The sequence below is a fragment of the Agathobaculum massiliense genome (genome assembly GCF_900291975.1).
Taxonomy (GTDB): domain Bacteria; phylum Bacillota; class Clostridia; order Oscillospirales; family Butyricicoccaceae; genus Agathobaculum; species Agathobaculum ammoniilyticum.
Window position 1 is genome coordinate 316,986 of the sequence record NZ_OMPN01000001.1, and the last position, 22,437, is coordinate 339,422.

Consider the following 22,437-nt stretch of genomic DNA (forward strand, 5'->3'; position numbering starts at 1 on the left):
TTTCAGAGGGGATTTTTTACGTCCTCCTTGCAGGAACATTTGTTCGGTGGTATAATAGCCACAGAACGTCCGGCACCGCTGCACGCCAGGCATCGGCAGTACCACAGAATCATCACCAAACGGAAAGGAGACGCGCTATGGAGCAGCAGACACTTTTCGGCGGGGACGATACCCGTCCGCTCGCGGCGCGGCTGCGGCCGCAGGAGCTCTCCGAATTCGCTGGGCAATCCCACCTGCTTGGGCCGGGCAAGGTGCTGCGCCGCCTGATTGAAAGCGACCGCATCAGCTCGATGATCTTCTGGGGGCCGCCCGGCGTGGGCAAAACCACGCTCGCGCGCATCATCGCGAACCATACTCGAGCGTCGTTCATCGACTTTTCCGCAGTCACCAGCGGCATCAAGGAAATCAAGCAGGTCATGCAGCAGGCGGAAGACAATCGCCGTTTTGGAGAGCGTACGATCGTATTCGTGGACGAGATACACCGCTTCAACAAAGCACAGCAGGATGCGTTCCTGCCCTTTGTCGAAAAAGGCAGCATCATCCTGATCGGGGCGACGACCGAAAACCCCTCCTTTGAGGTCAACGGCGCGCTTTTATCCCGCTGCAAGGTGTTCGTTTTGCAGGCGTTGGGTACGGACGATCTTACTTCCCTGCTCTCCCGCGCGCTCACTGACCCGCGCGGCTTTGGCGGACAGAAAATCCACATTGCGCCCGATATGCTGGAGGCGATCGCGAATTTTGCCAACGGCGACGCGCGCAGCGCGCTTTCCACACTCGAAATGGTTGTGCTGAACGGCGACGAGGCGGACGGCACGGTCACGGTAACGCCCGAAACGCTTGCGCAGTGCATTTCCAAAAAATCGTTGCTGTACGACAAAACCGGCGAGGAGCATTATAACCTGATCTCCGCGCTGCATAAGTCCATGCGCAACTCCGATCCGGACGCGGCGGTCTACTGGCTTGCGCGCATGCTCGAAGCGGGCGAGGACCCGCTCTATATCGCGCGCCGCGTGACCCGCTTTGCCAGTGAGGATATCGGCCTAGCGGATTCCCGCGCACTCGAGGTCGCGGTCGCGGCTTATCAGGCGTGCCATTTTATCGGCATGCCGGAATGCTCGGTCCATCTGACGCATGCGGTGGTGTATCTGTCGCTCGCGCCCAAGTCAAACGCATTGTATATGGCCTATGAAAGCGCGAAAAAGGACGCGCTTACCCAGCTCAGCGAACCAGTTCCGTTGGTCATCCGCAACGCGCCCACCCGCCTGATGAAAGAGCTGGATTACGGCAAAGGCTACCAATACGCCCATGACGCCGCCGATAAGCTGACCAATATGCAATGCCTGCCGGACTCTCTTGCAGGGCGGGAATACTACCGCCCGACCGAACAGGGACTGGAAGCCAAATACAAGGCCCGTCTGGAACAAATCAAGGAATGGAAGCGACAGCACCGCGCGAAATGAAAGGAGCCCCCTAATGAGAAAACGCCTGTTCCCCTGTGTTTTCCTGCTGGCTGCGACGCTGCTCTGCGTCGCGCTCCCCTCTACCAGCTACCCGCTTTCCAGCGCAATCCCGACAGAATTTACCGTGTCGCCCGACGGCACGGCAACCGTCCGCGTATCGGTGGTTTCCAGTGTGGGCTATGTACGCGACTGCCGCATTGATACGCGTGACGACGGGCTGTATCTGACCTTTTACTCTACCTATGGTCTGAACAATCCAAATGGAGCACGGGATACTTTTACCATTGCCCTGCCCGCAGAATGCGATAGAATTTTCACCTACGGCGGCGGCCACAGCTATTATCCTGTCTATCAAAAGCATACTGAAGCCGAGGAATGGCAGCAGGTCTGAATCACAACAAGCAGGCGGCGGGAAATTCCCGCCGCCTGCTTGTTTTTTACTTTTGCAGCGTCTTGGCGAAGCTGTCCTTGAGAGTGACAATGCGGTTAAACCGCCCTGACTCCCGATCCTTGACATAATAGCCCATACGGACGAACTGAAAGCGCTCGCCCTCTTTCGCGTCCGCGAGAGCGGGCTCGAGTTTGCAGCCGGTCAGCTTTTTGAGGGAGTCCGGATTGAGGTAATCCAAATAGTCTTTCCCCTCAGGCAAATCGTTCGCGTTCTCAATCGTCAGCAGGTTATCGTACAGGTACAGGTCCGCATCGACCGCATGCGCGGCCGACACCCAATGGATCGTACCCTTGACCTTGCGGCCGTCCGCGGGCATCCCGTTCCCTGTCTCAAGGTCGGCGGTGCAGCGGATCTCGACGATCTCGCCGTTCCCGTCCTTGATAACCTCGTTGCATCTCACAATATACGCGCCCATCAGGCGCACCTCGCCGTCCGGCTTTAAGCGCTGGAACTTCGGGGGCGGCACCTCGGCAAAGTCGCTCTTTTCGATATACAACTCGTGCGTGAACGGCGCCTTGCGTGTACCAGCGGCCTCGTCGCGCGGGTTGTTCGGCACCTCAAATTCCTCGCACTGGTTCGCCGGATAGTTGGTAATAACCAGCTTGACCGGCTCGGTGACCGCCATGCGGCGCAGCGCGGTGTCGTTCAGCTCCTCACGGATACAGTGCTCAAGCAGCTTGATATCCACCAACGAATCCGCCTTGGCCACGCCCGCGCGCTGGACGAAATCCAGGATGGCGCTCGGCGTGTAGCCGCGGCGGCGTAGCGCGCACAGTGTGGGCATACGCGGGTCGTCCCAGCCCTCCACATGGTGCTCGAACACGAGCTGGCGCAGGTAACGCTTGCTCATGACCGTATGCGTCATGTTCAGACGGGCGAACTCGCGCTGCTTGGGATGATGCGGCAGCGGGCAGTTGTCCACGACCCACTCGTACAGCGGGCGGTGGTTTTCAAACTCGATCGAGCAGAGCGAATGCGTGATACCCTCGATCGCATCCTGAATCGGGTGGGCAAAGTCATACAGCGGATAGATACACCACTTATCCCCCTGACGGTGGTGGTGCGCCCGCACGATACGGTAAATCGCCGGATCGCGCAGGTTCATGTTCGGGCTGGCCATATCGATTTTGGCGCGCAGCGTTTTGGAACCATCCGCAAACTTGCCCGCGCGCATATCCGCGAACAGCTGCAGGTTCTCCTCCACCGGACGGTCGCGGTAGGGGCTGGGCTTGCCCTGCACGGTCAGCGAGCCGCGGTAGCTGCGCATCTCCTCCTGCGTCAGGTCGTCCACATAAGCCTTGCCAGCCTTGATGAGCGCCACCGCGCAGTCGTAGCAGGTTTCAAAATAATCCGATCCATAGAACACACCGCCCGTGGGTTCCTCGCCGGTCAGCCATTTGATATCCTCCCAGATGGAGTCCACATACTCTGTGTCCTCCTTAACCGGATTGGTGTCGTCATAACGGAGGTTGAATTTTCCGTTATACTTTTTCGAGATCGACCAGTTAATAAAGATCGCCTTGGCTGAACCGATATGCAGATAGCCGTTCGGCTCGGGTGGGAAGCGGGTATGGATCTGCTCGTTCAGCCCCGCCTCCAGGTCTGCGTCAATGATCTCGGTCAGAAAGTTACTTACGTTTTCCATCATAGCGTTATTAATTCCCCCAAAAGCGGATCAAAGCACATCCGCACATTTTTTCAGGCGCTCGAGTACCTTTTCGCGCCCCATAATGCTCATGACCGTCTGTAGGTCGGGCGCGTTCTGCCGTCCGGCGACCGCCACGCGCACCACCATGGACACGTCGCCCACCGCGCCCTTGTAGGCGGACGGGTCGGCCTTATACGCTTTGGTGTCCGTTGCATAACCGTGCTGGGACGCGATCTGCTTCATTTTTTCAAAAAAGCTGTCCGGCGTGTCGTCTTCGTCAAACACGGCCGCGAAGTCAGTCAGGATGATCCTGGCATCCTCCGCAGGCACGCGCTCGGGCATAGTGTAGTCCGGCCGGAACAGCTCGTCAAACATAAAGTCCATATAGCCCTTGGCATCCGACCAAAGCGCCAGGTCCTTGCGCGGCTTTTTGCCGCCGCGGCCGATCGCGAGGTACGCCTTGGAGCGCGCCGGATCGCGCGTGAGCAGTGCGTGGAACGCGGGATCGTTTGCCGCGCTCCAGTCCGCGATATAGCTGTATACGGTATCCGCATCCATGCGGGAGATAACGTTTTTGGACACGTCGCGCAGTTTTTCGATATCGAACAGCGCGCCCGAACCGCTCATCTTCTTGGTCGAGAACGGGAAGTCGTTCATCGGCGCGTCCGGATTGGCGCGCCGCCACTCCTCAAAGTTGGAATTTAAAAGCGTCATCAGGTATTCCAGCACCGCAGGTACCGGATACCCCTCCTGCGCGTAGAACGTGAGCGCGAGCTCTGGGTCCTTGCGCTTCGACAGCTTGCGCTTTCCGCCAGTCTCCGGATCGATCTTCATCAACTGTGCGGTGTGCGCGTACTTGGGCGCTTTCCAGCCCATAGCACGAAACAACTGCAGGTGTACTGGCAGGGTTGCGAGCCACTCCTCGCCGCGCACAACGACCGTCGTACCCATCAGGTGGTCATCCACCACATGCGCGAAATGATAGGTCGGGATACCGTCCGACTTGAGGATGACCACGTCCTGATCATTCTCCGTGACCTCCATCTTACCCTTGACCAGATCCTCATGACGAACCTTGTTTTCAATGCTGCCCTCCGAACGGAAACGCACCACATAGGGCGTACCCTTGTTCAGTTCGGCCTCGATCTCCTCCATCGGCCGGTCGCGCCACACGGCATATTTGCCGTAGTAGCCGAAGTTCTCCTTGTTCGCTTCCTGTGCGGCGTGCGCCGCGGCCAGCTCCTCCTCGGTGCAGAAGCACGGATAGGCCATGCCGCGCTGCACGAGCGACTTGACAAAGGTCTGGTATATCTCCGCGCGCTGGGACTGGCGGTAGGGGCCGTAAACACCGTTGTCGCCATCGAGCGACGCGCCCTCGTCGAACGGCAGGCCAAACGAGGAGAACGCCTCGATGATGGTCTGCACGCCGCCCTCTACCTCGCGCTTTTTGTCCGTATCCTCAATACGCAGGTAGAACACGCCGCCCGACTGATGCGCCAGACGCTCGTCCACCAGCGCGCCGTACAGGTTGCCCAGGTGCATGAAGCCCGTGGGGCTTGGCCCCATGCGGGTCACCTTCGCGCCCTCCGGAAGCTGGCGCTTCGGGTAGCGCGCCTCGATCTCCTCCGGCGTGGTATGGATATGCGGAAACAGACGTTCCGCCAACAGATGATAGTCCATGATATTCACTCCAATATTCCTGCAAGGGTATAATTGCCCAGATTATGATTATTTTATCACACCGGACGTTCTCATGCAATGCAAAAACCATATAAAAAGCAGCCGGAACATGCCGGCTGCTTTTCCTTATTTTTTTTCCTCGAAGATTTCGCTGGTGCCGGAAAGCCGGTCATGCAGCATACGCCTGCTCGGCGTATACATGCCCAGCATGATCGAAACGATCGTCACCGCCACCATCACGATCCGCAACGCGTTCGCGGCGCTGTCGCCCGCCGCGCGGGCGATCAGTTCCCGCAGCAGTTGACTGGGGAACGCGATCGCGCCCTCCACCAGCAAAATTCCGACGATCTGCCGCAGGGCGAGCGCGCCCGCCCCCACTCTACCCGCACCCTCTGCGCGAACAATGCGCAGGCGGAACAGCCGTTTTCCCGGCGTCCGTCCATCCCAGAGGAGCGGGATCAGCCAATAATACAACATGCCCAGCAGGAGCGCGACCGTTCCCCAAAGCCAGCCGGCAGCGCCGTCTGGGATAGAGGTGTCGATTGCTGTGGAGCCGGTACGCATGGAATTGACGAGCAGGAGCGGCGCGCCGCATGCCATCGTCGCCAGATACCAGTCCACCGCGTAAGCGGCCAGCCGCCGAAACGGCCCGACTGCATTGGTTTTCATGCAAACGCCTCCCCGCAAACCTGTTCCAGCGCTTCCCCTACTGTTTTCACCGTCCATGAGGCAGCCCGCCGGACGCATTCCTCCGCGCGGGACATGGCAAAGCCGCGGAAGCGGGACAGCATCTCCATATCGTTCCGTCCATCCCCCGCTGTATAAACCCGCCCGGACGCAACCCCGAAATGCGCGGCAACCGCCGCAACAGCCGGCGCTTTGCCTACGCCCTTCGGCACCACATCCACATATTCGCAGTTCGGCCAGGCGGACAGGCCGAACCTGTGTAGCTCATCCGCCAGCGCGACCGCTACGCGGCCGTCCTGTGTGCGGCAGCTAATCTGATAGACCGCCGCCAGCTCCTCCGCACACCGGCGCATGGCGTACATCCGCCCGATCGCATCTATGTAAGCCTGCTCCCCTGCGGACACCTCTGCGGTGCGCACTTTGCCGCTGCGGAACATATACGCTTCTTCCCTGCCGAGCATCGTGAAGAACAGACACCGCGCCCGCAGCAGAGGCAAAGCTTTCTCCCAGCCGGAAAGCAGCTTTTCTTGCAGGCAGTCCGCGCCCGCCTCTATCCGCGCGCCGTTCATCAGGATGAGGAAATCACAGGCCAACCCATGCTGGGAAAGCTCGTCTTTCAGGGTTCCCGGGTCCCGCCCGCTACATACGCCGAAGCGTCCGCCTTTTTGACGGAACCGGCTGACCGCAGCCAAGGTCTGCGCGTCGATCTCCTGTCCATGGGACAGAGTACCGTCAAAATCGCTGGCAAACAGCACCGCGTGCATCTTATCCCCCGATCTCTTCGGCCGGCGCAGCCTGTTCTTCCTTCAGATACTGCTTATCCAGCGCCGTAATGAACGGGTAATAGATCAGACCGCCGATCAGCAGCACCACCAACTGCAGCACGCCGCCGCGCCAGTCGTTGCACATCATCCAGCCTCCGAACGGCGCGGGCAGCGTCCACGGCACGGTCACGCCCGTCGGATACGGCACCAGGCCGAAATACATGGCGCAGAAGGAAATCAGCACAGTGACAGGCGGCACAATGAAAAACGGGAGGGCCATCATCGGGTTGAGTACCATCGGCAGACCAAAGATAACCGGCTCGTTGACGTTAAAGATGCCCGGCAGCAAGCTGAGCTTGCCCAACGACTTGATGCGCTTGGAGCGGCATTTGAACGCCATGATCGCCGCCAGCGACACCGTGTTGCCCGTGCCGCCTAGGAAGATGATGTGGTTGGCGAAATCCTGCGTCACGATATACTGGCGCGCCGCAGTAACAGAAGCCTGAAACATATCAAAGTTGGCAAAACGCGCCGCATACCACAGCGGTCCCATGAACGAGTCGATGACCGCCGTGCCATGGATGCCGAAAAACCACAGGATAGAGTTCAGTATGGTGATAAACAGCGTGCCAATCAGCGTCGTACCGATATCGGTCAGCGGCATCTGGATCATGGTCACGATGAAGTTCGTCACAGTGCCGAACGGTGTCGCTGCAAAGACCAGGCGGATAAACAGGAACAGGACAACGATCACCGTTGCCGGAATAAGCGCCTCAAACTGCCGGGACACAAAGCTCGGCACCGTGGAGGGCATCTTAATTTTCACATTCTTTTTCAGCAGCACCGCATACAGCTTGGTCGCCAGCAACGCGGTGAGCATGGCGGTAAACAGCCCGCCCGATTCAAAGCTCGACGCGGCATAGCCGCCCTCCTCCATTTGCTGCAGCAGCAGGAAGTAGGCCGAGATCGAGATAGCGACTGCGGGCAGCGGCTCGACCTCCTCCTCCGACGCGAGGCTGTGCGATACGCCGACCACCGCAAACAGGGCTACCAGGCCCATCGTCGCCGGATTGACCATATCCCAGCACCAGGAATACCATACGTCACCCACGATAGAGGCCATGAAATCATGGAAAGCCTGCACTGGGAAGTCGCCGATGACAACGGCGATCGATCCAATAATCAACAGCGGCATGGAAAGCATCAGGCCGTCGCGCAGCGCGACCAGATACTTATTGCTGGAGAGCTTCTGCGACAGCGGCATCAGATGCGTCTCCATAAATCCCGTCATTTTACTCATTTTTGTTCCCCCTCGGTTTTCTGGTTTATATCTATTTCAAAACAGGGAAATGCTCCCCGTTGACCGCGATATATTCGTCCAAAATCCTGCGCGCCAAGTCGGTATCTACCACCGTGCGGTTGACGACAAGCGCCTGTAGCGCCTTTTGGTAAGAGCCTTCGAGCGCCGCGTCCACCGTCAGCTTTTCATAGGCGTACTGCCCTTCCAGCAGGCCCTTTTCGAAAGTCCCCGCAGGCTGTATCCGCAGCGGCTCGCCGCCCCGCGCCCCCACGCGGCAGGCGACCTCCAACATCATCCCATCCGACAGGTTGGGGACAATGCCGTTGTTCTCAACCATCAGCAGGAATACTTCGTTTTGGTTATAGGCAATGCTCATTGCCAGTTCCACAATGTAGGTCGCATGCGCGTCATTGTGCGCGATCGTCGCGGATTCAAATTCGCCGTCTGCATTTTTATGCGAACCCGCGCTGTATTTCCGATCCAGGTCAAATTTTGTACCGCGTATCTTCCCCAGGGACATAATCTCGTCACAGTACGCCTTTACGCGCTTTTCCCGCCCGTCAATAACGGTGTTCGCACGGGTATAATTGGGATCGGTATGCGAAACCATGGTCTGCGGGTACAAATAGTATTGCAGATAGGTATTCGGCAGGGAGTGCGGAAAATCCTGCACCATTTTTTCCAGATGCTTGAACGTGAAATTCCAGTAGGCGTCGTTTTTGCCGGAAAAGCCAAGCTCATCGTCGCAGTTGCCGCGCTTGAGCTTTTCCAGTATCTCCGGCAGTACATCCTCGCCCGTTTTTTTATCATACATAGCGGTAAACCAGCCGAAATGGTTAAGCCCATAATAACGCGGTTCCACATCGGTCCGCTTGCGCCCGCCGGCCAGCGGACAAAAAATATCCATGATCGAGATCGGCATATCGCAAATGTTGATCAGGCGGAAATCATCCGGAAAAACGCGCTTGGTCGCCTCCGCGACAATAGCGGCCGGATTGGAGTAATTGAGGATCCATGCCTCCGGCGACCAGCGGCGGATCGCACGCACCAGCTCGATCATCGCAGGGACCGAACGCATCCCGTAGGCAAAACCGCCGGGGCCGCAGGTCTCCTGGCCGATCACGCCGTATTTCAGCGGGATTTTCTCATCCATTTCGCGCATTTTCAAGCCGCCCGGCCGAATCTGCACAAGCGCAAAGTCAATATCCGTAAACGCGGTTTCCTCATCTGTTGTATAGACGAATTCAGCCTCCGGATAGTATTCGCGGTAAAGTATTTCGCCAAAACGGCCGATATGCTCCTGCCTTTCCGCGTCGTTGTCATACAGCACGACCCGGCGAAGCGGAAAATGCTCCCGCACCAGACAAAGCATCTCCAGCATATCCGGCGTATAGGTGCTGCCGCCGCCTGCGATCACAATCGAAAATTGCTTCATGACAGCCACTCCTCCTTTTATATCCTTATATTAGGGCACAAAAAGCCCGTATTCCTTTCATGTCTTTAAGCATAAAGAATACGGGCTTTTTTTCAAGTATTTCAAATGAATAAAAAATTTGTCAACTGTATAAAAAACATGTTTCCGATTTTTCCGCCGCGGTTGCAGCCCGCGTTCCCGCCTGTTAAAATAGAAATAGCAGTCATATCGGTCAGCTTTCCTGCTGCAGCCGATCCACCAGACGGGACAGGATATATTCGAACAGGATGATCGTCCGCCCGATAAAGAAATCAGGAACGTTATACGCTACCGATCCTCCGGTCCGTATCACCAGGCAGTTGTCGCTCATGCGTCCCAGCGTGGAATCCCCATGTGCCGTGATGGTATACAGCTTGTGCCGCAAGGTCTGCGCATGCAGGGCTACGTCCACCAGGTCGCGCGTTTCCCCGCTCTTGGACAGAATCAGCGTCAGGCTGGGCTGGTCTCCGCCCCGCATCATATCAACCGGCGCGCCGTCGTACGCAAGAATGCCCAGTGTCGCCAGCCGACGCATAAAGTATGACGAGGCGATCGTTGAAAAGCCAAGCCCCACGATAAAAATGCAGTTGTCCCGACACCGCAGAATCTCATTTGCAAAGGCTTCAATGCGCGCTTCATCCACGGTTTCCAAAATGCTTGTCAGGTCGATTCCGGCCGCGGCATTCCGCTCCTCCTCCGCATGACGGCGGAGCGAATAGATCATATCGCTGTAGCCTTGGTATCCCAGCTTTTTGGAAAGCTTGATAACCGTGGTCGTGGACACATAGGACTGCTGCGCGACCGAACGGATATTGATTTTCGTATCATGTTCCACCGCGTCAAGTATCTGCTCCAGCACCCTATGCTCAGTTTCGTTGAGCAAATGCCGTTTGGACAGATCGATCAAATTCACCAACAGCACCCCCATTTCATTATTCTGCTGTTCTTATCAGTATAACATATTGTGTCGAAAAATAACAGAGGAGGCTTTTCATTTATGAACGTATTACTGCTTTGCTCGCAGGGCATGTCGACCGGCATGCTATGCGACCGGATTGCGGCCGCTGCCAAGGAGGACGGCTGCGAAATGACCGTATGGGCCGCCAGCGAAATCAAGGCGCGCGAGCATGTCGGCAAGGCCGACATCATCCTGCTCGGGCCGCAGGTCCGCTATCTCAAGAGCCGCATCGAGGAAATGGCGGAGGGCAAGCCGGTCGAGGTCATCGATATGATGGCTTACGGCACGATGGACGGCAAAAAAGTTTATAACGATATCAAAAAGCACATGGGAGACAAGTAAATGGCAATTACACAGGAGCAGCTTGAGCAGGCCTGTTTCCAGCTCATCTCATTCAGCGGCGCGGCGAAAAGCGATTTCCTCGAAGCGGTTGAGTACGCAAAAAGCGGCGATTTCCCCCAGGCTGAGGCCGCTGTCGAACGGGGAAACGAAGAATACCTGCAGGCGCACAACGCCCATTTTGATCTGATCCAGGAAGAGGTCAACAGCGAAAACGGCCTGCTGACCCGTCTGACGCTGGTCCACGCAGAGGATCAACTTGCCATGGCGGAATCCACTCGCATCCTTGCCGAGCAGTTGATCGAACTGTACCGGCGCCTGCAGAAATAAGGCCCACCCGTTAAACAGAAAAGCAGCCTTTCCACACAAACAAGTGCGGAAAGGCTGCTTTTTATTTTCGCCTGCAAAAACTTGAAAAATTTCCTTGACAATTATCCGAAATCGGACTATAATAACAAACAGTCCGGTTTCGGACATGAAAGGAGCTTGCCCTATGGACTCGATTTCTTATCCGGAATTCAGCCGAATCTATAATGGCCTGCAAAAGGAAAGCAACCAGCTTTACCGTCTGCTTTCCAAGCATTACGGTATTTCCGACAGTGAGTGCTGGATCCTTTATGTGCTGCGGGAAGAGGGCCGCCCCCTTACCCAGACCGAGTTATGTAATACCCTCTATCTCAGCAAGCAGACCGTCAACTCCGCGCTCAAATCTCTGGAAGCGGATGGTTATATCCGTCTGGAATGTGCGTCCGGCAACCGCCGGAGCAAAAATATCCACTTGACCGAAGCCGGTCTTGCGCTTGCCATGCGCACGGTCGATAATGTGTTCAAGATGGAGGAACGGGCTTTTCTTCGTCTTTCGGCATCAGAGCGCGCCGCGATCCTTTCCCTTGGGCAAAAACACCTGAACCTGCTGCGCGAGGAGGCATGCAGGCTTTTATCCGGAAAATCTTTTGGAGGATAACTTTTATGCAAATCAGACTTTCCGATCACTTCAGTTACCGAAAGCTGCTGCGCTTCACCCTTCCATCCATCGTCATGATGATCGTCGCTTCCATTTATAGCGTGGTCGACGGGCTCTTTGTCTCCAATCTTGTAGGGGATCTGGCGCTTTCAGCGGTCAATATTATTTTCCCCGCCACCATGATCATCGGCGCGGCCGGATTCATGCTCGGCACGGGCGGCAGCGCGATCGTCGCGCGCACGCTGGGCGAGGGCGACCATGAGCTGGCCAACCGCTATTTCTCCATGATTATTTACAGCGTAATCATCTTAGGCGTAATCCTGTCCGTCGCCTGCGCGATTTTTATTGAGCCGATCGCGCGGCTGTCCGGCGCCAGCGACCTGCTGATGGACGATTGTATTGCATACGGCCGCATCATGATGCTCGGCAGTGCAGCGTTTATGCTGCAGGTTTCGTTCCAAAGCTTTTTGGTCGTTGCGGAAAAGCCGCACATGGGGCTTGTGCTGTCCATCTCGGCCGGCCTGACCAACATGGTGCTCGACTATGTGTTTATCGCCGTTTTTCAGATGGGCGTTGTAGGCGCGGCGCTGGCCACGGTGGCAGGATACTGTGTCGGCGGTCTGATCCCGCTGGTCTACTTTTTCCGTGTGTCTCCCGACCGTCTGTGTCTGTCCAAAACGCAGTTTTATCCCAAGGAGTTCCTACACACCTGCACCAACGGCTCCTCCGAGCTGATGAGCAATATCTCCGCCTCCATCGTGGGTATCCTGTTCAATATCCAGCTCATGCGGATCATCGGCGAGGCGGGCGTAGCGGCGCATTCGGTCATGATGTATGTGGATTTCGTCTTTATTGCTGCGTTCCTCGGCTTTTCGGTCGGCAGCGCGCCAATCGTCAGCTATCATTACGGCGCTGCCAACCACAGCGAGCTGAAAAATGTTTTCCGCAAAAGCATCACCATCATCGCGGTCACCTCGGTCGTCATGGTGCTGATTTCCGAACTGCTCAGCCGCCCCCTGTCCTTTGCCTTTGTGGGGTACGACGCCGACCTGCTTGATATGACGGTACATGGCTTCCGCTTGTTTGCACTCTGTTACTTTTTCTGCGGCATCAACATCTACGCCTCCGCGTTTTTTACCGCGCTCTCCAACGGCATCATTTCCGCATTTATCTCGTTCATGCGCTCCCTGGTGCTGCGCGGCGGCCTGGTTCTTCTCATGCCGATCTGGCTCGGCCTGGACGGCGTATGGACCTCGGTCATCGCCGCTGAGGCGCTCGGCGCCTGCATTGCCGTGTGCTTTTTCATGATGCAGCGGCACAAATACCATTACCTGTAAGGCAGCATTTCCATACAGCAGAACAGAGGGGACGAAAGTCCCCTCTGTTCTGCTTCTTCATGGTAATATGCGCCCATATGTCCGTTCACACCAGAATTTCAAATATCCCCAGCCCGACCATCAGCAGATTAGCCACGGGTTCGGCTAACCATCCGATTATGCCGCCTTCCCGCAGGCCGCCGATCCAATTCCCGCCGAAAAAGAACAGCAGGCTGCATAAAAAGGCGCAGGCCGCCGTTGGAACGAGCCGCATGCCGGTAATGCTGGCGCCCACGCCAAGCCCAATGTTGTTTACCGCCAGCGCCGCGCCCAAAAGCAGGGTGCTTTTCAGCGTCAATGCACGCGGAACACGCTCCCTGCCATCCTTTCCCTTTTGGGAAAACCAGGGCCGCAGTAGGCTGAACAGTCCGATGCCCATGATAATACCGCCACCCAATACATTTTCAAACCGGTCAGGCAGCACCGGCAGGAGCATCCGCCCTAAAATCATGGAGCAGACTGTCCCCGCGAGTGACAGCAGAGCCACCACAAGATTGGATTTCCAGTCGACCTTTATTTTCCGCAACCCATAGGATAACCCCACGACCAGGCTGTCCGCGCTTGCCGCTGCGGAAAAAGCCAAAACCGAAAGCATCTGTATCCGCACAAAAACACCCTTTCCCGAAAAACGCAATACGCTTCCGTAAGGCATTTTATTGCGGAACGAACCGATCGGTTCCTTCCTCACTTTTTCCGGATAAACTCCTTAGGATTGCGCCCAAATTCCCGTTTGAACGCCTTGATAAAATTGGAGTAATCGTTAAACCCGCACTGCATGCAGGCGGTCATGACCGGCACCCCCTCGCACAGCATGTTGCGCGCAACCGTCAGGCGCTTCTTTATAATGAATTGATAGAGCGTCAGCCCCGTATAGAGCTTAAATTGATGCGCCAGATAGGATTTGCTGATAAAAAACACGTCCGCCAAACGGTCAAGTGTCAAATTATCCGAAAAATAATCGTTAATATAGGCCACAACCTCGTTTATTTTTTCATTTTCCGTGACATCCTTTCGAATAGCGTCCGGCGTGGCAAAATAGGCGCGATTGAGGTAAACCAGAAATTCCAGCAGGTAGATTGCCGAAAGCGTGCCGCTTCCGAACTCCTCCTCGTCCCGACTGTGCAGCATTTTTTCGCAGATCCCTTTCAGCCGCGAAAGCACATTGCTCTCCGGCCGGATCAGCTTGTACTTTTTCTGGCTCGCATCCGTAAAGCAAGCGGTCAGGTCCGCGCCTTTCCCCGCAGTCTGCGCCAGGAAATCCGGATGAATCCAGATCACAAAGCGTTCATACGGCCTGCCTTTTCGAATGTCCGGCTTGTGAATATCCCGATTATCCGTGAGCAGGATATCCCCCGGCCGCAGCTGATAGGTGCGGCCTTCGATGCTGTAGGACACCTCGCCGGACAGGAAAAAGAAAATCTCATAGAACGCATGCTCATGGAAATCCACCTCGGGAGGAACAACGTCCAGATAGTGATAGCATTCAAAATCCGTCCGCTCCATCGTTTGTCTTTGAGTAAAAATATCTTTATGCAAATCCAACAATTTCTCCTCCCCTCTTTTGTATGTGTTTATATTATATAGCAATATTCACCATATTTCAAGCAGGATATCCCGAGAATCGACTTTTGCAAAACGGTATAATAAGAGTACAAAAAGAGGGAAAAAGAAATCATTTCCCCGATATTATATTCAGAAAGAGAGGTTTTACAGATGCAAGGTTTCATTCACGACGATTTCCTCCTGACCACAGAGCCCGCGCGCAGGCTGTATCACGAGCATGCGGAGCGCATGCCGATTTTCGATTATCACTGCCACCTCAGCCCGGCAGAGATCTACGAAAACAAGCAGTTCTCGGATATCGGCGAGGCCTGGCTTGCGGGGGACCACTACAAGTGGCGTGTCCTGCGCGCAAACGCCGTGCCGGAGGAATACGTCACCGGAAACGCCAGCTATCGGGACAAGTTCGACCGCTTCGCTGCGATTATGCCCTGCCTCATTGGGAACCCCATTTATCACTGGTCCCATCTGGAGCTCAAGCGCTTCTTCGGCATTGACGAGCTGCTGAGCAGCCAAACCGCCGATTCGGTGTGGGAGCGCGCGAACAGCAAGCTGAAAAGTCCGGATGGCGCGGCACGGTCCCTGATCTCTGAAAGTAATGTACGCGCCCTTTGTACGACGGACGATCCGGTTGATGACCTGCGCTACCATCGTCTGCTGGCGGAGGACAACAGCTTTACAACCAAGGTGCTGCCTACCTTCCGTCCGGAAAAAGCGCTGGATATCCTTTCCGCTGGCTATCCCGCCTATCTGCAGAAGCTGGGCGCCGCGTCCGGAATTTACGTCCGCACGCTTGACGACGTCAAGCAGGCGCTGGCCGCCCGTGTAGAGTATTTTGCCTCATGCGGCTGCCGCCTATCCGACCATTCGTTCGGCGCGCCCGATTTCACCGTCTGGGATGAAGGCGCGGCGGAGGAGGCCATGTCCAAGGCGCTGGCCGGCGAGCAGCTGCTCGATTACGAGGTCGCGGCCTATCAGTCGGCTATCATGGACTTCCTGGGCGGCCTGTATGCGGACAAGGGCTTTGCTATGCAGCTCCATATCGGCGCGATCCGCAATCTGAACACGCAGCGCTTCCGCTCGATCGGCGTGGATATCGGCTGCGACTCGATTGGCGATACCATCCCCGCCGCTTCGCTCGCCGCCCTACTCGACCGTATGGCGGTACGCGGCAAGCTGCCCCGCACCATCCTCTACACGCTCAACGCAGCGGACAACGACAAGCTCATTGCCGCAGCGGGCTGCTTCCAGGACGAAAGCACGGCGGGCAAAATCCAGTTCGGTTCCGCCTGGTGGTTCAACGATCATTTCGACGGTATGACCGCCCAACTCAAGAGCCTAGCCAATATTGGCGTGCTCAGCCGCTTTGTCGGCATGCTCACGGACAGCCGTTCGTTCCTTTCCTATCCGCGCCACGAATATTTCCGCCGCGTGCTGTGCGAGCTGGTCGGCGGATGGATTGCCTCCGGCATGGCACCCGCGGATTACGACGGTATCGGCAAAATCATTGAGGATATCTGCTTCAATAATATCTGGCAGTATATCGGGCTGGAATAAGTGCATTATCTTGCGGCAACTGAAAGAATAAAAGGGAGACGCTTATGAAAAAAAGATTTCGTGCGGCGGCGCTGGCATTGTCTGCAACGCTGATGCTCGGCGCGCTCGCAGGCTGCGGTAACAGTTCGGCCGCAGACCAGCGGGAAATCATCCGAATTGGTCACAACCAATCCACCAACCATCCGACGCATCTTGCGCTTGTTGCTTTTGAGGAGTTCATCGAAAGCAAGCTCGGCGACAAGTATGACGTCGAGGTTTTCCCCAGCGAGCTGCTCGGCTCGCAGAACGAAATGGTGCAGTTGACCCAGACGGGCGCCATCAACTTCTGTGTGGCCAGCAATTCCTTGCTGGAAACCTTCAGCGATAACTACACACTGTTCAACCTACCTTACCTGTTCGCCTCCAGCGAAGCGTACCACGCCTCTATGGACGACGAAGCCATTACCGGCCCGATTTTCGAATCCACCAAACAGGCGGGCTTTGAGGCCGTGACCTGGCTGGATGCGGGTACACGCAACTTCTATACGGTCGATAAGCCGATCGAGACCCCCGACGACCTGAAAGGCCTGAAGATCCGCGTGCAGCAATCCCCCACCAACGTGCAGATGATGAGCCTGCTGGGTGGCTCCGCCACCCCGATGGGCTTCGGCGATGTTTACACCGCGCTCCAGTCCAAGATCATCGACGGGGCGGAAAATAACGAAATGGCCCTGACCGACAACGGTCACGGCGACGTGTGCAAATATTATTCCTACGACATGCACCAGATGATACCGGATATCCTGATCGGCAATATCGCATTCCTTGACGGGCTGAGCGAGGAGGAGCGCGCGGTCTTCGACGAGGGCTTCGAGCTGGTCAACCAAGTTCAGCGGGAAGAGTGGGTAACCGCGGTCGAAAACGCTAAGGACCGCGCGGAAAACGAGCAGGGCGTCCATTTCATCTATCCCGACACGGCGCCATTCCAGGTGGCCTGCGCGCCGATGCACGACGCCATGCTCGAGCAATACCCTGACCTGAAGCCTATTTATGACGCAATACAGGCTTATAACAAGCAATACCCGTCGACTGAGTCCTGAGGGAGGTGTCAGAAAAATGAAAGCGCTGAGAAATGTACTCACCAAACTGCTCAATGTGCTTGCCGGCGTAAGCTTTATCGCAATGGTCGTCCTGACCTGCTGGCAGGTCTTCACCCGCTATGTGCTGCAGGATCCCTCTCCCTGGTCTGAGGAGCTGGTTTCCTACCTGTTTGCTTGGGCCAGCCTTTTGGGCGCGTCCCTAATTACGGGCGAGCGCGGCCATATGAATATCCCGATCGTCGTAGAGCGCGTGGGCGCGGGCATGCAGAAAACGCTCGGTATTCTCGGCGAGCTGGTCGCCTTTGCTTTCTCCGCCATCATTCTGGTTTATGGCGGCGTGCAGATCTCCCAGCTTGCCTTGGGACAGATGACCTCGTCGCTCGGCGTCGCTGTCGGCGTATTCTATGTCGTGCTTCCCCTTTGCGGCGTGTTGAACATGATCTATACCGTGTTGAATATTGCCGATATCTGCAAAAACGGCACAGAAACAAAACAGGAGGGAGCATAAACTATGGCTATTGAATCCTTGCTGATTATCATCGGCGTGCTGGCAGTACTGCTAATCGTCGGCGTACCGATCTCGTATTCCATTGGTATCGCGTCCCTAGTCGCGATTTTGCAGACCGTTTCGCTTGACGTATCGGTCGTTACCGGCGCACAGCGTATCTTTGTCGGCATGAGTAAATTCAGCCTGACCGCAATTCCTTTCTTTATCCTCGCCGGCAACCTGATGAACCAGGGCGGCATCGCTAAACGCCTGGTGGATTTTGTTATGGCGATACTGGGCAAGCTACCCGGCGCGTTGCTCGTGACCAATATCGGCGCCAACGCGCTGTTCGGCGCGATCTCGGGTTCCGCTTCCGCGGCGGCCGCTGCGGTCGGCAGCATGGTGGAAAAAGGCGAAGAGGAGCAGGGCTACGACAAGGCGCTCTGCGCCGCCACGAACGGCGCTTCCGCCCCGTCCGGCCTTTTGATTCCCCCGTCCAACGCACTGATTACCTATTCTCTTGCCGCGGGCGGCACCTCTGTAGCCGCTCTGTTCCTGGCGGGCTATATCCCCGGCATCATTTGGGCGCTCTGCTGTATGGTTGTTGCCGTAATCATCGCTACCAAAAAAGGTTATAAAGGCATCCCAGGAAAATTTGACTGGAAAAACCTTGGCGTTGCGACATTACGCGCCATTCCTTCGCTTTCTCTGATCGTTGTTGTCATCGGCGGTATCGTCGGCGGCATCTTCACCGCAACCGAAGGCTCGGCCATCGCGGTCGTCTACGCACTGATCCTGGGCATCTGTTACCGCAACATCACCTTAAAATCCTTCTGGAACATTGTTGTGGACAGTGCGAAAATGAGCGGCATGGTCGTCTTCCTGATCGGCGTATCCAACATTCTCGGCTGGGTCATGGCATTCACCCAGATCCCGCAGGCAATCTCCGAGGCCCTGCTCGGCCTGACGCAGAACCCCATCATCATCCTGCTGATCATGAACGTCATCCTGCTCATTGCCGGTACGTTCATGGACGTTACGCCGGCGATCCTGATTTTCACGCCGCTGTTCCTGCCGGTTGTCAAGACCTTTGGTATGGATCCTGTACAGTTCGGCCTGATTTTGGTCTACAACCTGTGCATCGGCAATATCACTCCGCCAGTCGGCAACACGCTTTTCGTCGCAATCAAGGTAGGACGATCGACGCTATCCGGCGTCATGCCCTATATGCTATGGTATTACGTCGCTATTTTGGTCGGCCTGTTGCTGGTCACTTATGTTCCTTTCATCAGTTTGGGACTGCCTATGGCCGCCGGCTTGCTATAAACGGAAAAAAACAGAAAACCGCGGAAAACCGTGGTTTTCTGTTTTTTATTTTATACCTCCGAGAGCTTTTCCAAAAGCTCGGACTGGATGCGCAGCCGGATATCGATTATCTCGCCGCGCTTTTCCTGGGAGAGTTCCTCGCCGCCTGCTGCCGTTCCATCGGCGGCAGACGCCTCCGCGCTGCCCCGTGTTTTTCCCGTTCCTGTGTTCAGGCGACGCTCGGAGAGCTGCGCGATTTCGCTTACCGGCAGCATATCCTTCCGCCTGCCGCGTCGGTCAAGCAAGCCTTTTGGACCCTCGGCCTCAAACTTCCGCAGCCATCCATAAATCTGATAATAGGAAACATGGTATTCTTTTATTGTCAGTGCATAGTCTTTTCCATGCGCGATGCAGTAGCTTACAATTTCTATCCGCTCTTCCAACGTGGTTTTTCTTCCCTTTTCCATACGACCACCCTTTCGACTTAGCTTTTCTTCTTAATACAGATAGTTGCACGCAGCCGCACAAAAGAGGGGCTGATTCCACAAACGCCGTCTTAACACCGGCAGCCGCTTCTCTAATATTCCGAACAGACTGCGGATATCCGCTTCCTGACACAACACTGGTTTGAAGTATGCGGCCGCATTTGCACCGCTCTATCCAGTTGCAAAAAATGAGCAGGACCTCAAGGTGGGAGGGCCTGCTCATTCTATCAGGAAAGGCGGCGCACCCTCCCCAATCATCTAAACTGCTGCGAATAAATAGAAACCGCAAAGGGGTTCTATGACAGACTCCACCGCTTATCCCAGCGGTACAAAAATAGCATCAATAAAACAGCAAGTCAAGCGACCTTAAGGAAATTGGCAGGTTAGCCGCATTTCTATACGGTATCTTAACGACCGTTTTTCCCTCTTTTTTCATCGCGCTGTGAAACAGTAAACGCCTTCCCTTTCCTGCAAGCACCACTTGGCTGCCCAACCTTTTACAGTTTTGCGCAAACAAACAAATTTTTTTTATCGCAGATCACCAATTACGTGCAATATATCACTAAATAAACAAAAAAATTTTATATATTTATACAAATTGCATAAAACACCTTGACAAATAATTCTCCTCATAATAAAATAATCTCAGAAAAAACGAAGGAGGAGGGTGAAAGATGAAAAAGGAGATAAATACGGAACGGGCGCCGGCGGCGATCGGGCCGTATGCACAGGCGGTAGCGGTGGATGGGCTGGTGATCACATCGGGCCAGCTGCCGATCGACCCGTCGACAGGAAGCTTTCCGGAAGGGATCGCAGAGCAGACGAGACAGTCTCTGACGAACGTCAAGGCGATACTTGCGGAAGCGGGGGTCGGGATGGACCGCGTGATTAAGACCACGGTGTTCCTGAGCGACATGAACAACTTCGGTGCCATGAACGAGGTATACGCCACCTTCTTTGGTGAAGGCGGTTACCCAGCCCGTTCGGCGGTCGAGGTGGCGCGCCTGCCGAAGGACGCCCTGGTAGAGATCGAAGTCATCGCGGCCCTGTAAGCGTTTTCCCCCTGTTCCCCTTGTAAGGTACTGTCCGCCAGTCGCGACGCCGGAGACGCAGGCCGGCATACGATGACCGGGGTATCCTCTAACAAAAGGCGCATACCGCGCCGTGATCAATTGGAGGTAATAAATATGGACAAAAAAATGGCTCACTATCCGCTGGATGTACCTGCACCGCATCACTATACGTTCGCTGTTCGTGACATCCCCGAAGTCACGATCGAGCAGCGCGAGCGCGCGCTGAACGCGACGCACTGGAACGAGTTCGCGTTTCCGGCCGCTATGCTGACGGTCGATATGCTGTCCGACTCGGGTACCACCGCGATGACCAACCACCAGTGGGCGTCGCTGTTTCTGGGCGACGAGGCGTACGGCCGCAACACGGGGTATTATGTACTGCTGGATACCTTCCGCGACATTTTTGAGCGCGGGGGCGAGAAGAACTGGAAGAAGATCATCGACCTGGTGCGCACGGACTGCCGCGACGTAGAGAAGATGATGAACGAGGTATACCTGTGCGAGTACGAGGGCGGGCTGTTCAACGGCGGCGCCAAGCAAATGGAGCGTCCGAACGCCTTTATCATCCAGCAGGGCCGCGCGGCGGAGTCCGTGCTGATGGAGATTGTCCGCAATATTCTGGCCCGCCGATACCCGGGCAAGAAGTTCACCATCCCGTCCAACGGCCACTTTGACACGACCGAGGGCAACATCAAGCAGATGGGCTCGATCCCGCGCAACCTGTACAACAAGGAGCTGCTGTACGAAGTACCCGAAGGCGGCCGCTACGAGAAGAACCCCTTCAAGGGCAATATGGACATCGAGAAGCTCGAGCAGCTCATCCAAGGCGTCGGTCCGGAAAACGTGCCGCTGGTATTCTGCTGCATCACGAACAATCCGGTATGCGGCCAGGCGGTTTCCATGGCGAACATCAAGGAGATCAACCGCGTTGCGCATAAGTACAATATCCCGCTGGTATTCGACGTAGCGCGCTGGGCCCAGAACTGCTACTTCATCAAGATGAACGAAGAGGGCTACGCCGACAAGTCCATCGCGGAGATCGCGACCGAGATGTTCCAGTACTGCGACGCGTTCACCATGTCTGCCAAGAAGGACGGCCACGCCAACATGGGCGGCATGCTGGCGTTCCGCGACAAGGGCCTGTTCTGGAAGAACTTCTCCGACTTTGACGAGAACGGCAACATCATCACCGATGTCGGCGTTACGCTGAAGGTCAAGCAGATCTCCTGCTACGGCTCCGATTCGTACGGCGGCATGTCGAGCCGTGATATCATGGCGCTGGCGGTCGGCCTGTACGAGAGCTGCGACTTCAACTACCTGAACGAGCGCGTTGCACAGTGCAACTACTTGGCCGAGGGCTTTTACAAGGCGGGCGTCAAGGGCGTCGTGCTGCCGGCCGGCGGCCACGCGGTGTACATCAACATGGATGAGTTCTTCGACGGCAAGCGCGGCCACGATACCTTCGCGGGCGAGGGCTTCTCGCTGGAGTTGATCCGCCGCTACGGCATCCGTGTTTCCGAACTGGGCGACTACTCCATGGAATACGACCTCAAGACCCCTGAGCAGCAGGCTGAGCTGGCGAACGTGGTCCGCTTCGCGATCGACCGCAGCCGTCTGACCCAAGAGCATCTGGATTACGTCATCGCGGCGGTCAAGGCGCTGTATGAGGATCGCGAGTCCATCCCGAACATGCGCATCGTTTGGGGCCACAAGCTGCCGATGCGTCACTTCCATGCCTTCCTCGAGCCCTACCCCAACGAAGAGAAGTAAGCTCATCCGTATGAAAATCTGGGCGTAACCTGCGCCGCGTG

General features: G+C 56.1%; 22 protein-coding genes. 12 read left to right on the forward strand and 10 right to left on the reverse strand.

Going from position 1 to position 22,437, the window contains the following annotated elements; translation table 11 throughout:
- Window positions 1–137: 137 nt before the first annotated feature.
- Both DBQ51_RS01555 and DBQ51_RS01560 read left to right on the forward strand, forming a co-directional pair.
- Entirely contained in the window at window positions 138–1,460 is a 1,323-nt protein-coding gene (locus DBQ51_RS01555) for a replication-associated recombination protein A (protein WP_054326050.1), read from the forward strand.
- A gap of 13 nt (window positions 1,461–1,473) precedes the next feature.
- Window positions 1,474–1,851 (forward strand): hypothetical protein, encoded by a 378-nt coding sequence (locus DBQ51_RS01560; protein ID WP_107630572.1) that lies wholly within the window; start codon window positions 1,474–1,476, stop codon window positions 1,849–1,851.
- 46 nt (window positions 1,852–1,897) lie between these two features.
- Here the strand turns inward: DBQ51_RS01560 and DBQ51_RS16740 are convergent, their stop codons facing one another.
- The 7 genes from DBQ51_RS16740 to DBQ51_RS01590 form a co-directional block, all read right to left on the reverse strand.
- A complete protein-coding gene (locus DBQ51_RS16740) occupies window positions 1,898–3,556 on the reverse strand; it encodes a glutamine--tRNA ligase/YqeY domain fusion protein (RefSeq protein WP_199855209.1) in 1,659 nt (552 codons plus the stop codon).
- A gap of 30 nt (window positions 3,557–3,586) precedes the next feature.
- Complete coding sequence (locus DBQ51_RS16745) at window positions 3,587–5,239, reverse strand: glutamate--tRNA ligase (RefSeq protein ID WP_186949466.1); 1,653 nt, start codon at window positions 5,237–5,239, stop codon at window positions 3,587–3,589.
- Window positions 5,240–5,365: 126 nt separating this feature from the next.
- Complete coding sequence (locus tag DBQ51_RS01570; RefSeq protein ID WP_054326052.1) at window positions 5,366–5,908, reverse strand: RDD family protein; 543 nt, start codon at window positions 5,906–5,908, stop codon at window positions 5,366–5,368.
- Entirely contained in the window at window positions 5,905–6,690 is a 786-nt protein-coding gene (locus DBQ51_RS01575) for an HAD family hydrolase (RefSeq protein WP_107630574.1), read from the reverse strand. Before DBQ51_RS01575 ends, DBQ51_RS01570 begins: the two co-directional genes overlap by 4 nt.
- 1 nt (window position 6,691) lies before the next feature.
- The gene (locus DBQ51_RS01580) at window positions 6,692–7,990 is read right to left on the reverse strand and encodes a PTS sugar transporter subunit IIC (protein WP_107630575.1); all 1,299 of its coding nucleotides are present in this window, start codon (window positions 7,988–7,990) and stop codon (window positions 6,692–6,694) included.
- Between the two features lie 31 nt (window positions 7,991–8,021).
- Window positions 8,022–9,425: a family 4 glycosyl hydrolase gene (locus DBQ51_RS01585; RefSeq protein ID WP_054326054.1), complete on the reverse strand. Its 1,404-nt coding sequence runs from the start codon at window positions 9,423–9,425 to the stop codon at window positions 8,022–8,024.
- A 211-nt stretch (window positions 9,426–9,636) separates the two neighbouring features.
- Window positions 9,637–10,356, reverse strand: coding sequence for a MurR/RpiR family transcriptional regulator (locus tag DBQ51_RS01590; protein WP_159068025.1), 720 nt, complete (start codon window positions 10,354–10,356; stop codon window positions 9,637–9,639).
- An 84-nt stretch (window positions 10,357–10,440) separates the two neighbouring features.
- Between DBQ51_RS01590 and DBQ51_RS01595 the strand changes: the two genes are divergently transcribed.
- The 4 genes from DBQ51_RS01595 to DBQ51_RS01610 all read left to right on the forward strand — a co-directional run bounded on the left by DBQ51_RS01595 (window position 10,441) and on the right by DBQ51_RS01610 (window position 13,041).
- Entirely contained in the window at window positions 10,441–10,743 is a 303-nt protein-coding gene (locus tag DBQ51_RS01595) for a PTS sugar transporter subunit IIB (protein WP_054326056.1), read from the forward strand.
- Window positions 10,744–11,070: a PTS lactose/cellobiose transporter subunit IIA gene (locus DBQ51_RS01600; protein ID WP_054326057.1), complete on the forward strand. Its 327-nt coding sequence runs from the start codon at window positions 10,744–10,746 to the stop codon at window positions 11,068–11,070.
- 163 nt (window positions 11,071–11,233) lie between these two features.
- On the forward strand, window positions 11,234–11,704 hold the full coding sequence (locus DBQ51_RS01605; protein ID WP_107630576.1) for a MarR family winged helix-turn-helix transcriptional regulator: 471 nt from the start codon (window positions 11,234–11,236) through the stop codon (window positions 11,702–11,704).
- A 5-nt stretch (window positions 11,705–11,709) separates the two neighbouring features.
- Window positions 11,710–13,041 (forward strand): MATE family efflux transporter, encoded by a 1,332-nt coding sequence (locus DBQ51_RS01610; RefSeq protein ID WP_107630577.1) that lies wholly within the window; start codon window positions 11,710–11,712, stop codon window positions 13,039–13,041.
- 85 nt (window positions 13,042–13,126) lie between these two features.
- On the opposite strand, the gene DBQ51_RS01615 is transcribed toward DBQ51_RS01610, so the two are convergent.
- Both DBQ51_RS01615 and DBQ51_RS01620 read right to left on the reverse strand, forming a co-directional pair.
- Window positions 13,127–13,768 (reverse strand): manganese efflux pump, encoded by a 642-nt coding sequence (locus DBQ51_RS01615; RefSeq protein WP_107630578.1) that lies wholly within the window; start codon window positions 13,766–13,768, stop codon window positions 13,127–13,129.
- Complete coding sequence (locus DBQ51_RS01620; protein WP_242977800.1) at window positions 13,765–14,622, reverse strand: AraC family transcriptional regulator; 858 nt, start codon at window positions 14,620–14,622, stop codon at window positions 13,765–13,767. The genes DBQ51_RS01615 and DBQ51_RS01620 overlap by 4 nt, the downstream gene beginning before the upstream one ends.
- A gap of 171 nt (window positions 14,623–14,793) precedes the next feature.
- Between DBQ51_RS01620 and uxaC the strand changes: the two genes are divergently transcribed.
- The 4 genes from uxaC to DBQ51_RS01640 are packed head-to-tail and all read left to right on the forward strand — an operon-like array spanning window position 14,794 to window position 19,089.
- Window positions 14,794–16,197: a glucuronate isomerase gene (uxaC, locus tag DBQ51_RS01625; RefSeq protein WP_107630579.1), complete on the forward strand. Its 1,404-nt coding sequence runs from the start codon at window positions 14,794–14,796 to the stop codon at window positions 16,195–16,197.
- 44 nt (window positions 16,198–16,241) lie between these two features.
- Window positions 16,242–17,276, forward strand: coding sequence for a TRAP transporter substrate-binding protein (locus DBQ51_RS01630; protein ID WP_107630580.1), 1,035 nt, complete (start codon window positions 16,242–16,244; stop codon window positions 17,274–17,276).
- Between the two features lie 16 nt (window positions 17,277–17,292).
- Window positions 17,293–17,784, forward strand: coding sequence for a TRAP transporter small permease (locus DBQ51_RS01635; protein ID WP_107630581.1), 492 nt, complete (start codon window positions 17,293–17,295; stop codon window positions 17,782–17,784).
- A 3-nt stretch (window positions 17,785–17,787) separates the two neighbouring features.
- Window positions 17,788–19,089: a TRAP transporter large permease gene (locus tag DBQ51_RS01640; protein ID WP_054326063.1), complete on the forward strand. Its 1,302-nt coding sequence runs from the start codon at window positions 17,788–17,790 to the stop codon at window positions 19,087–19,089.
- A gap of 50 nt (window positions 19,090–19,139) precedes the next feature.
- Here the strand turns inward: DBQ51_RS01640 and DBQ51_RS01645 are convergent, their stop codons facing one another.
- Window positions 19,140–19,535 carry a helix-turn-helix domain-containing protein gene (locus tag DBQ51_RS01645; RefSeq protein WP_107630582.1) on the reverse strand — a complete coding sequence of 132 codons (396 nt, stop codon included), beginning with the start codon at window positions 19,533–19,535 and terminating at the stop codon, window positions 19,140–19,142.
- A 692-nt stretch (window positions 19,536–20,227) separates the two neighbouring features.
- Here DBQ51_RS01645 and DBQ51_RS01650 point away from each other — a divergent pair.
- On the forward strand, window positions 20,228–20,605 hold the full coding sequence (locus DBQ51_RS01650) for a RidA family protein (protein WP_054328573.1): 378 nt from the start codon (window positions 20,228–20,230) through the stop codon (window positions 20,603–20,605).
- A 135-nt stretch (window positions 20,606–20,740) separates the two neighbouring features.
- Window positions 20,741–22,396, forward strand: a complete 1,656-nt coding sequence (locus tag DBQ51_RS01655) for a tryptophanase (protein WP_242977801.1) — start codon at window positions 20,741–20,743, stop codon at window positions 22,394–22,396.
- Window positions 22,397–22,437: the final 41 nt, after the last annotated feature.

Excerpts from the sequence above, each read along its gene's own strand:
- DBQ51_RS16740 (WP_199855209.1), bottom strand. The coding sequence starts at position 3,556 with ATGGAAAACGTAAGTAACTTTCTGACCGAGATCATTGACGCAGACCTG.
- DBQ51_RS01570 (WP_054326052.1), bottom strand. The coding sequence starts at position 5,908 with ATGAAAACCAATGCAGTCGGGCCGTTTCGGCGGCTGGCCGCTTACGCG.
- DBQ51_RS01555 (WP_054326050.1), top strand. The coding sequence starts at position 138 with ATGGAGCAGCAGACACTTTTCGGCGGGGACGATACCCGTCCGCTCGCG.
- DBQ51_RS01580 (WP_107630575.1), bottom strand. The coding sequence starts at position 7,990 with ATGAGTAAAATGACGGGATTTATGGAGACGCATCTGATGCCGCTGTCG.
- DBQ51_RS01630 (WP_107630580.1), top strand. The coding sequence starts at position 16,242 with ATGAAAAAAAGATTTCGTGCGGCGGCGCTGGCATTGTCTGCAACGCTG.
- uxaC (WP_107630579.1), top strand. The coding sequence starts at position 14,794 with ATGCAAGGTTTCATTCACGACGATTTCCTCCTGACCACAGAGCCCGCG.
- DBQ51_RS01575 (WP_107630574.1), bottom strand. The coding sequence starts at position 6,690 with ATGCACGCGGTGCTGTTTGCCAGCGATTTTGACGGTACTCTGTCCCAT.
- DBQ51_RS01560 (WP_107630572.1), top strand. The coding sequence starts at position 1,474 with ATGAGAAAACGCCTGTTCCCCTGTGTTTTCCTGCTGGCTGCGACGCTG.
- DBQ51_RS01610 (WP_107630577.1), top strand. The coding sequence starts at position 11,710 with ATGCAAATCAGACTTTCCGATCACTTCAGTTACCGAAAGCTGCTGCGC.
- DBQ51_RS01585 (WP_054326054.1), bottom strand. The coding sequence starts at position 9,425 with ATGAAGCAATTTTCGATTGTGATCGCAGGCGGCGGCAGCACCTATACG.
- DBQ51_RS01600 (WP_054326057.1), top strand. The coding sequence starts at position 10,744 with ATGGCAATTACACAGGAGCAGCTTGAGCAGGCCTGTTTCCAGCTCATC.
- DBQ51_RS01635 (WP_107630581.1), top strand. The coding sequence starts at position 17,293 with ATGAAAGCGCTGAGAAATGTACTCACCAAACTGCTCAATGTGCTTGCC.
- DBQ51_RS01650 (WP_054328573.1), top strand. The coding sequence starts at position 20,228 with ATGAAAAAGGAGATAAATACGGAACGGGCGCCGGCGGCGATCGGGCCG.
- DBQ51_RS01645 (WP_107630582.1), bottom strand. The coding sequence starts at position 19,535 with ATGGAAAAGGGAAGAAAAACCACGTTGGAAGAGCGGATAGAAATTGTA.
- DBQ51_RS01655 (WP_242977801.1), top strand. The coding sequence starts at position 20,741 with ATGGACAAAAAAATGGCTCACTATCCGCTGGATGTACCTGCACCGCAT.
- DBQ51_RS01640 (WP_054326063.1), top strand. The coding sequence starts at position 17,788 with ATGGCTATTGAATCCTTGCTGATTATCATCGGCGTGCTGGCAGTACTG.
- DBQ51_RS01595 (WP_054326056.1), top strand. The coding sequence starts at position 10,441 with ATGAACGTATTACTGCTTTGCTCGCAGGGCATGTCGACCGGCATGCTA.
- DBQ51_RS01605 (WP_107630576.1), top strand. The coding sequence starts at position 11,234 with ATGGACTCGATTTCTTATCCGGAATTCAGCCGAATCTATAATGGCCTG.
- DBQ51_RS16745 (WP_186949466.1), bottom strand. The coding sequence starts at position 5,239 with ATGGACTATCATCTGTTGGCGGAACGTCTGTTTCCGCATATCCATACC.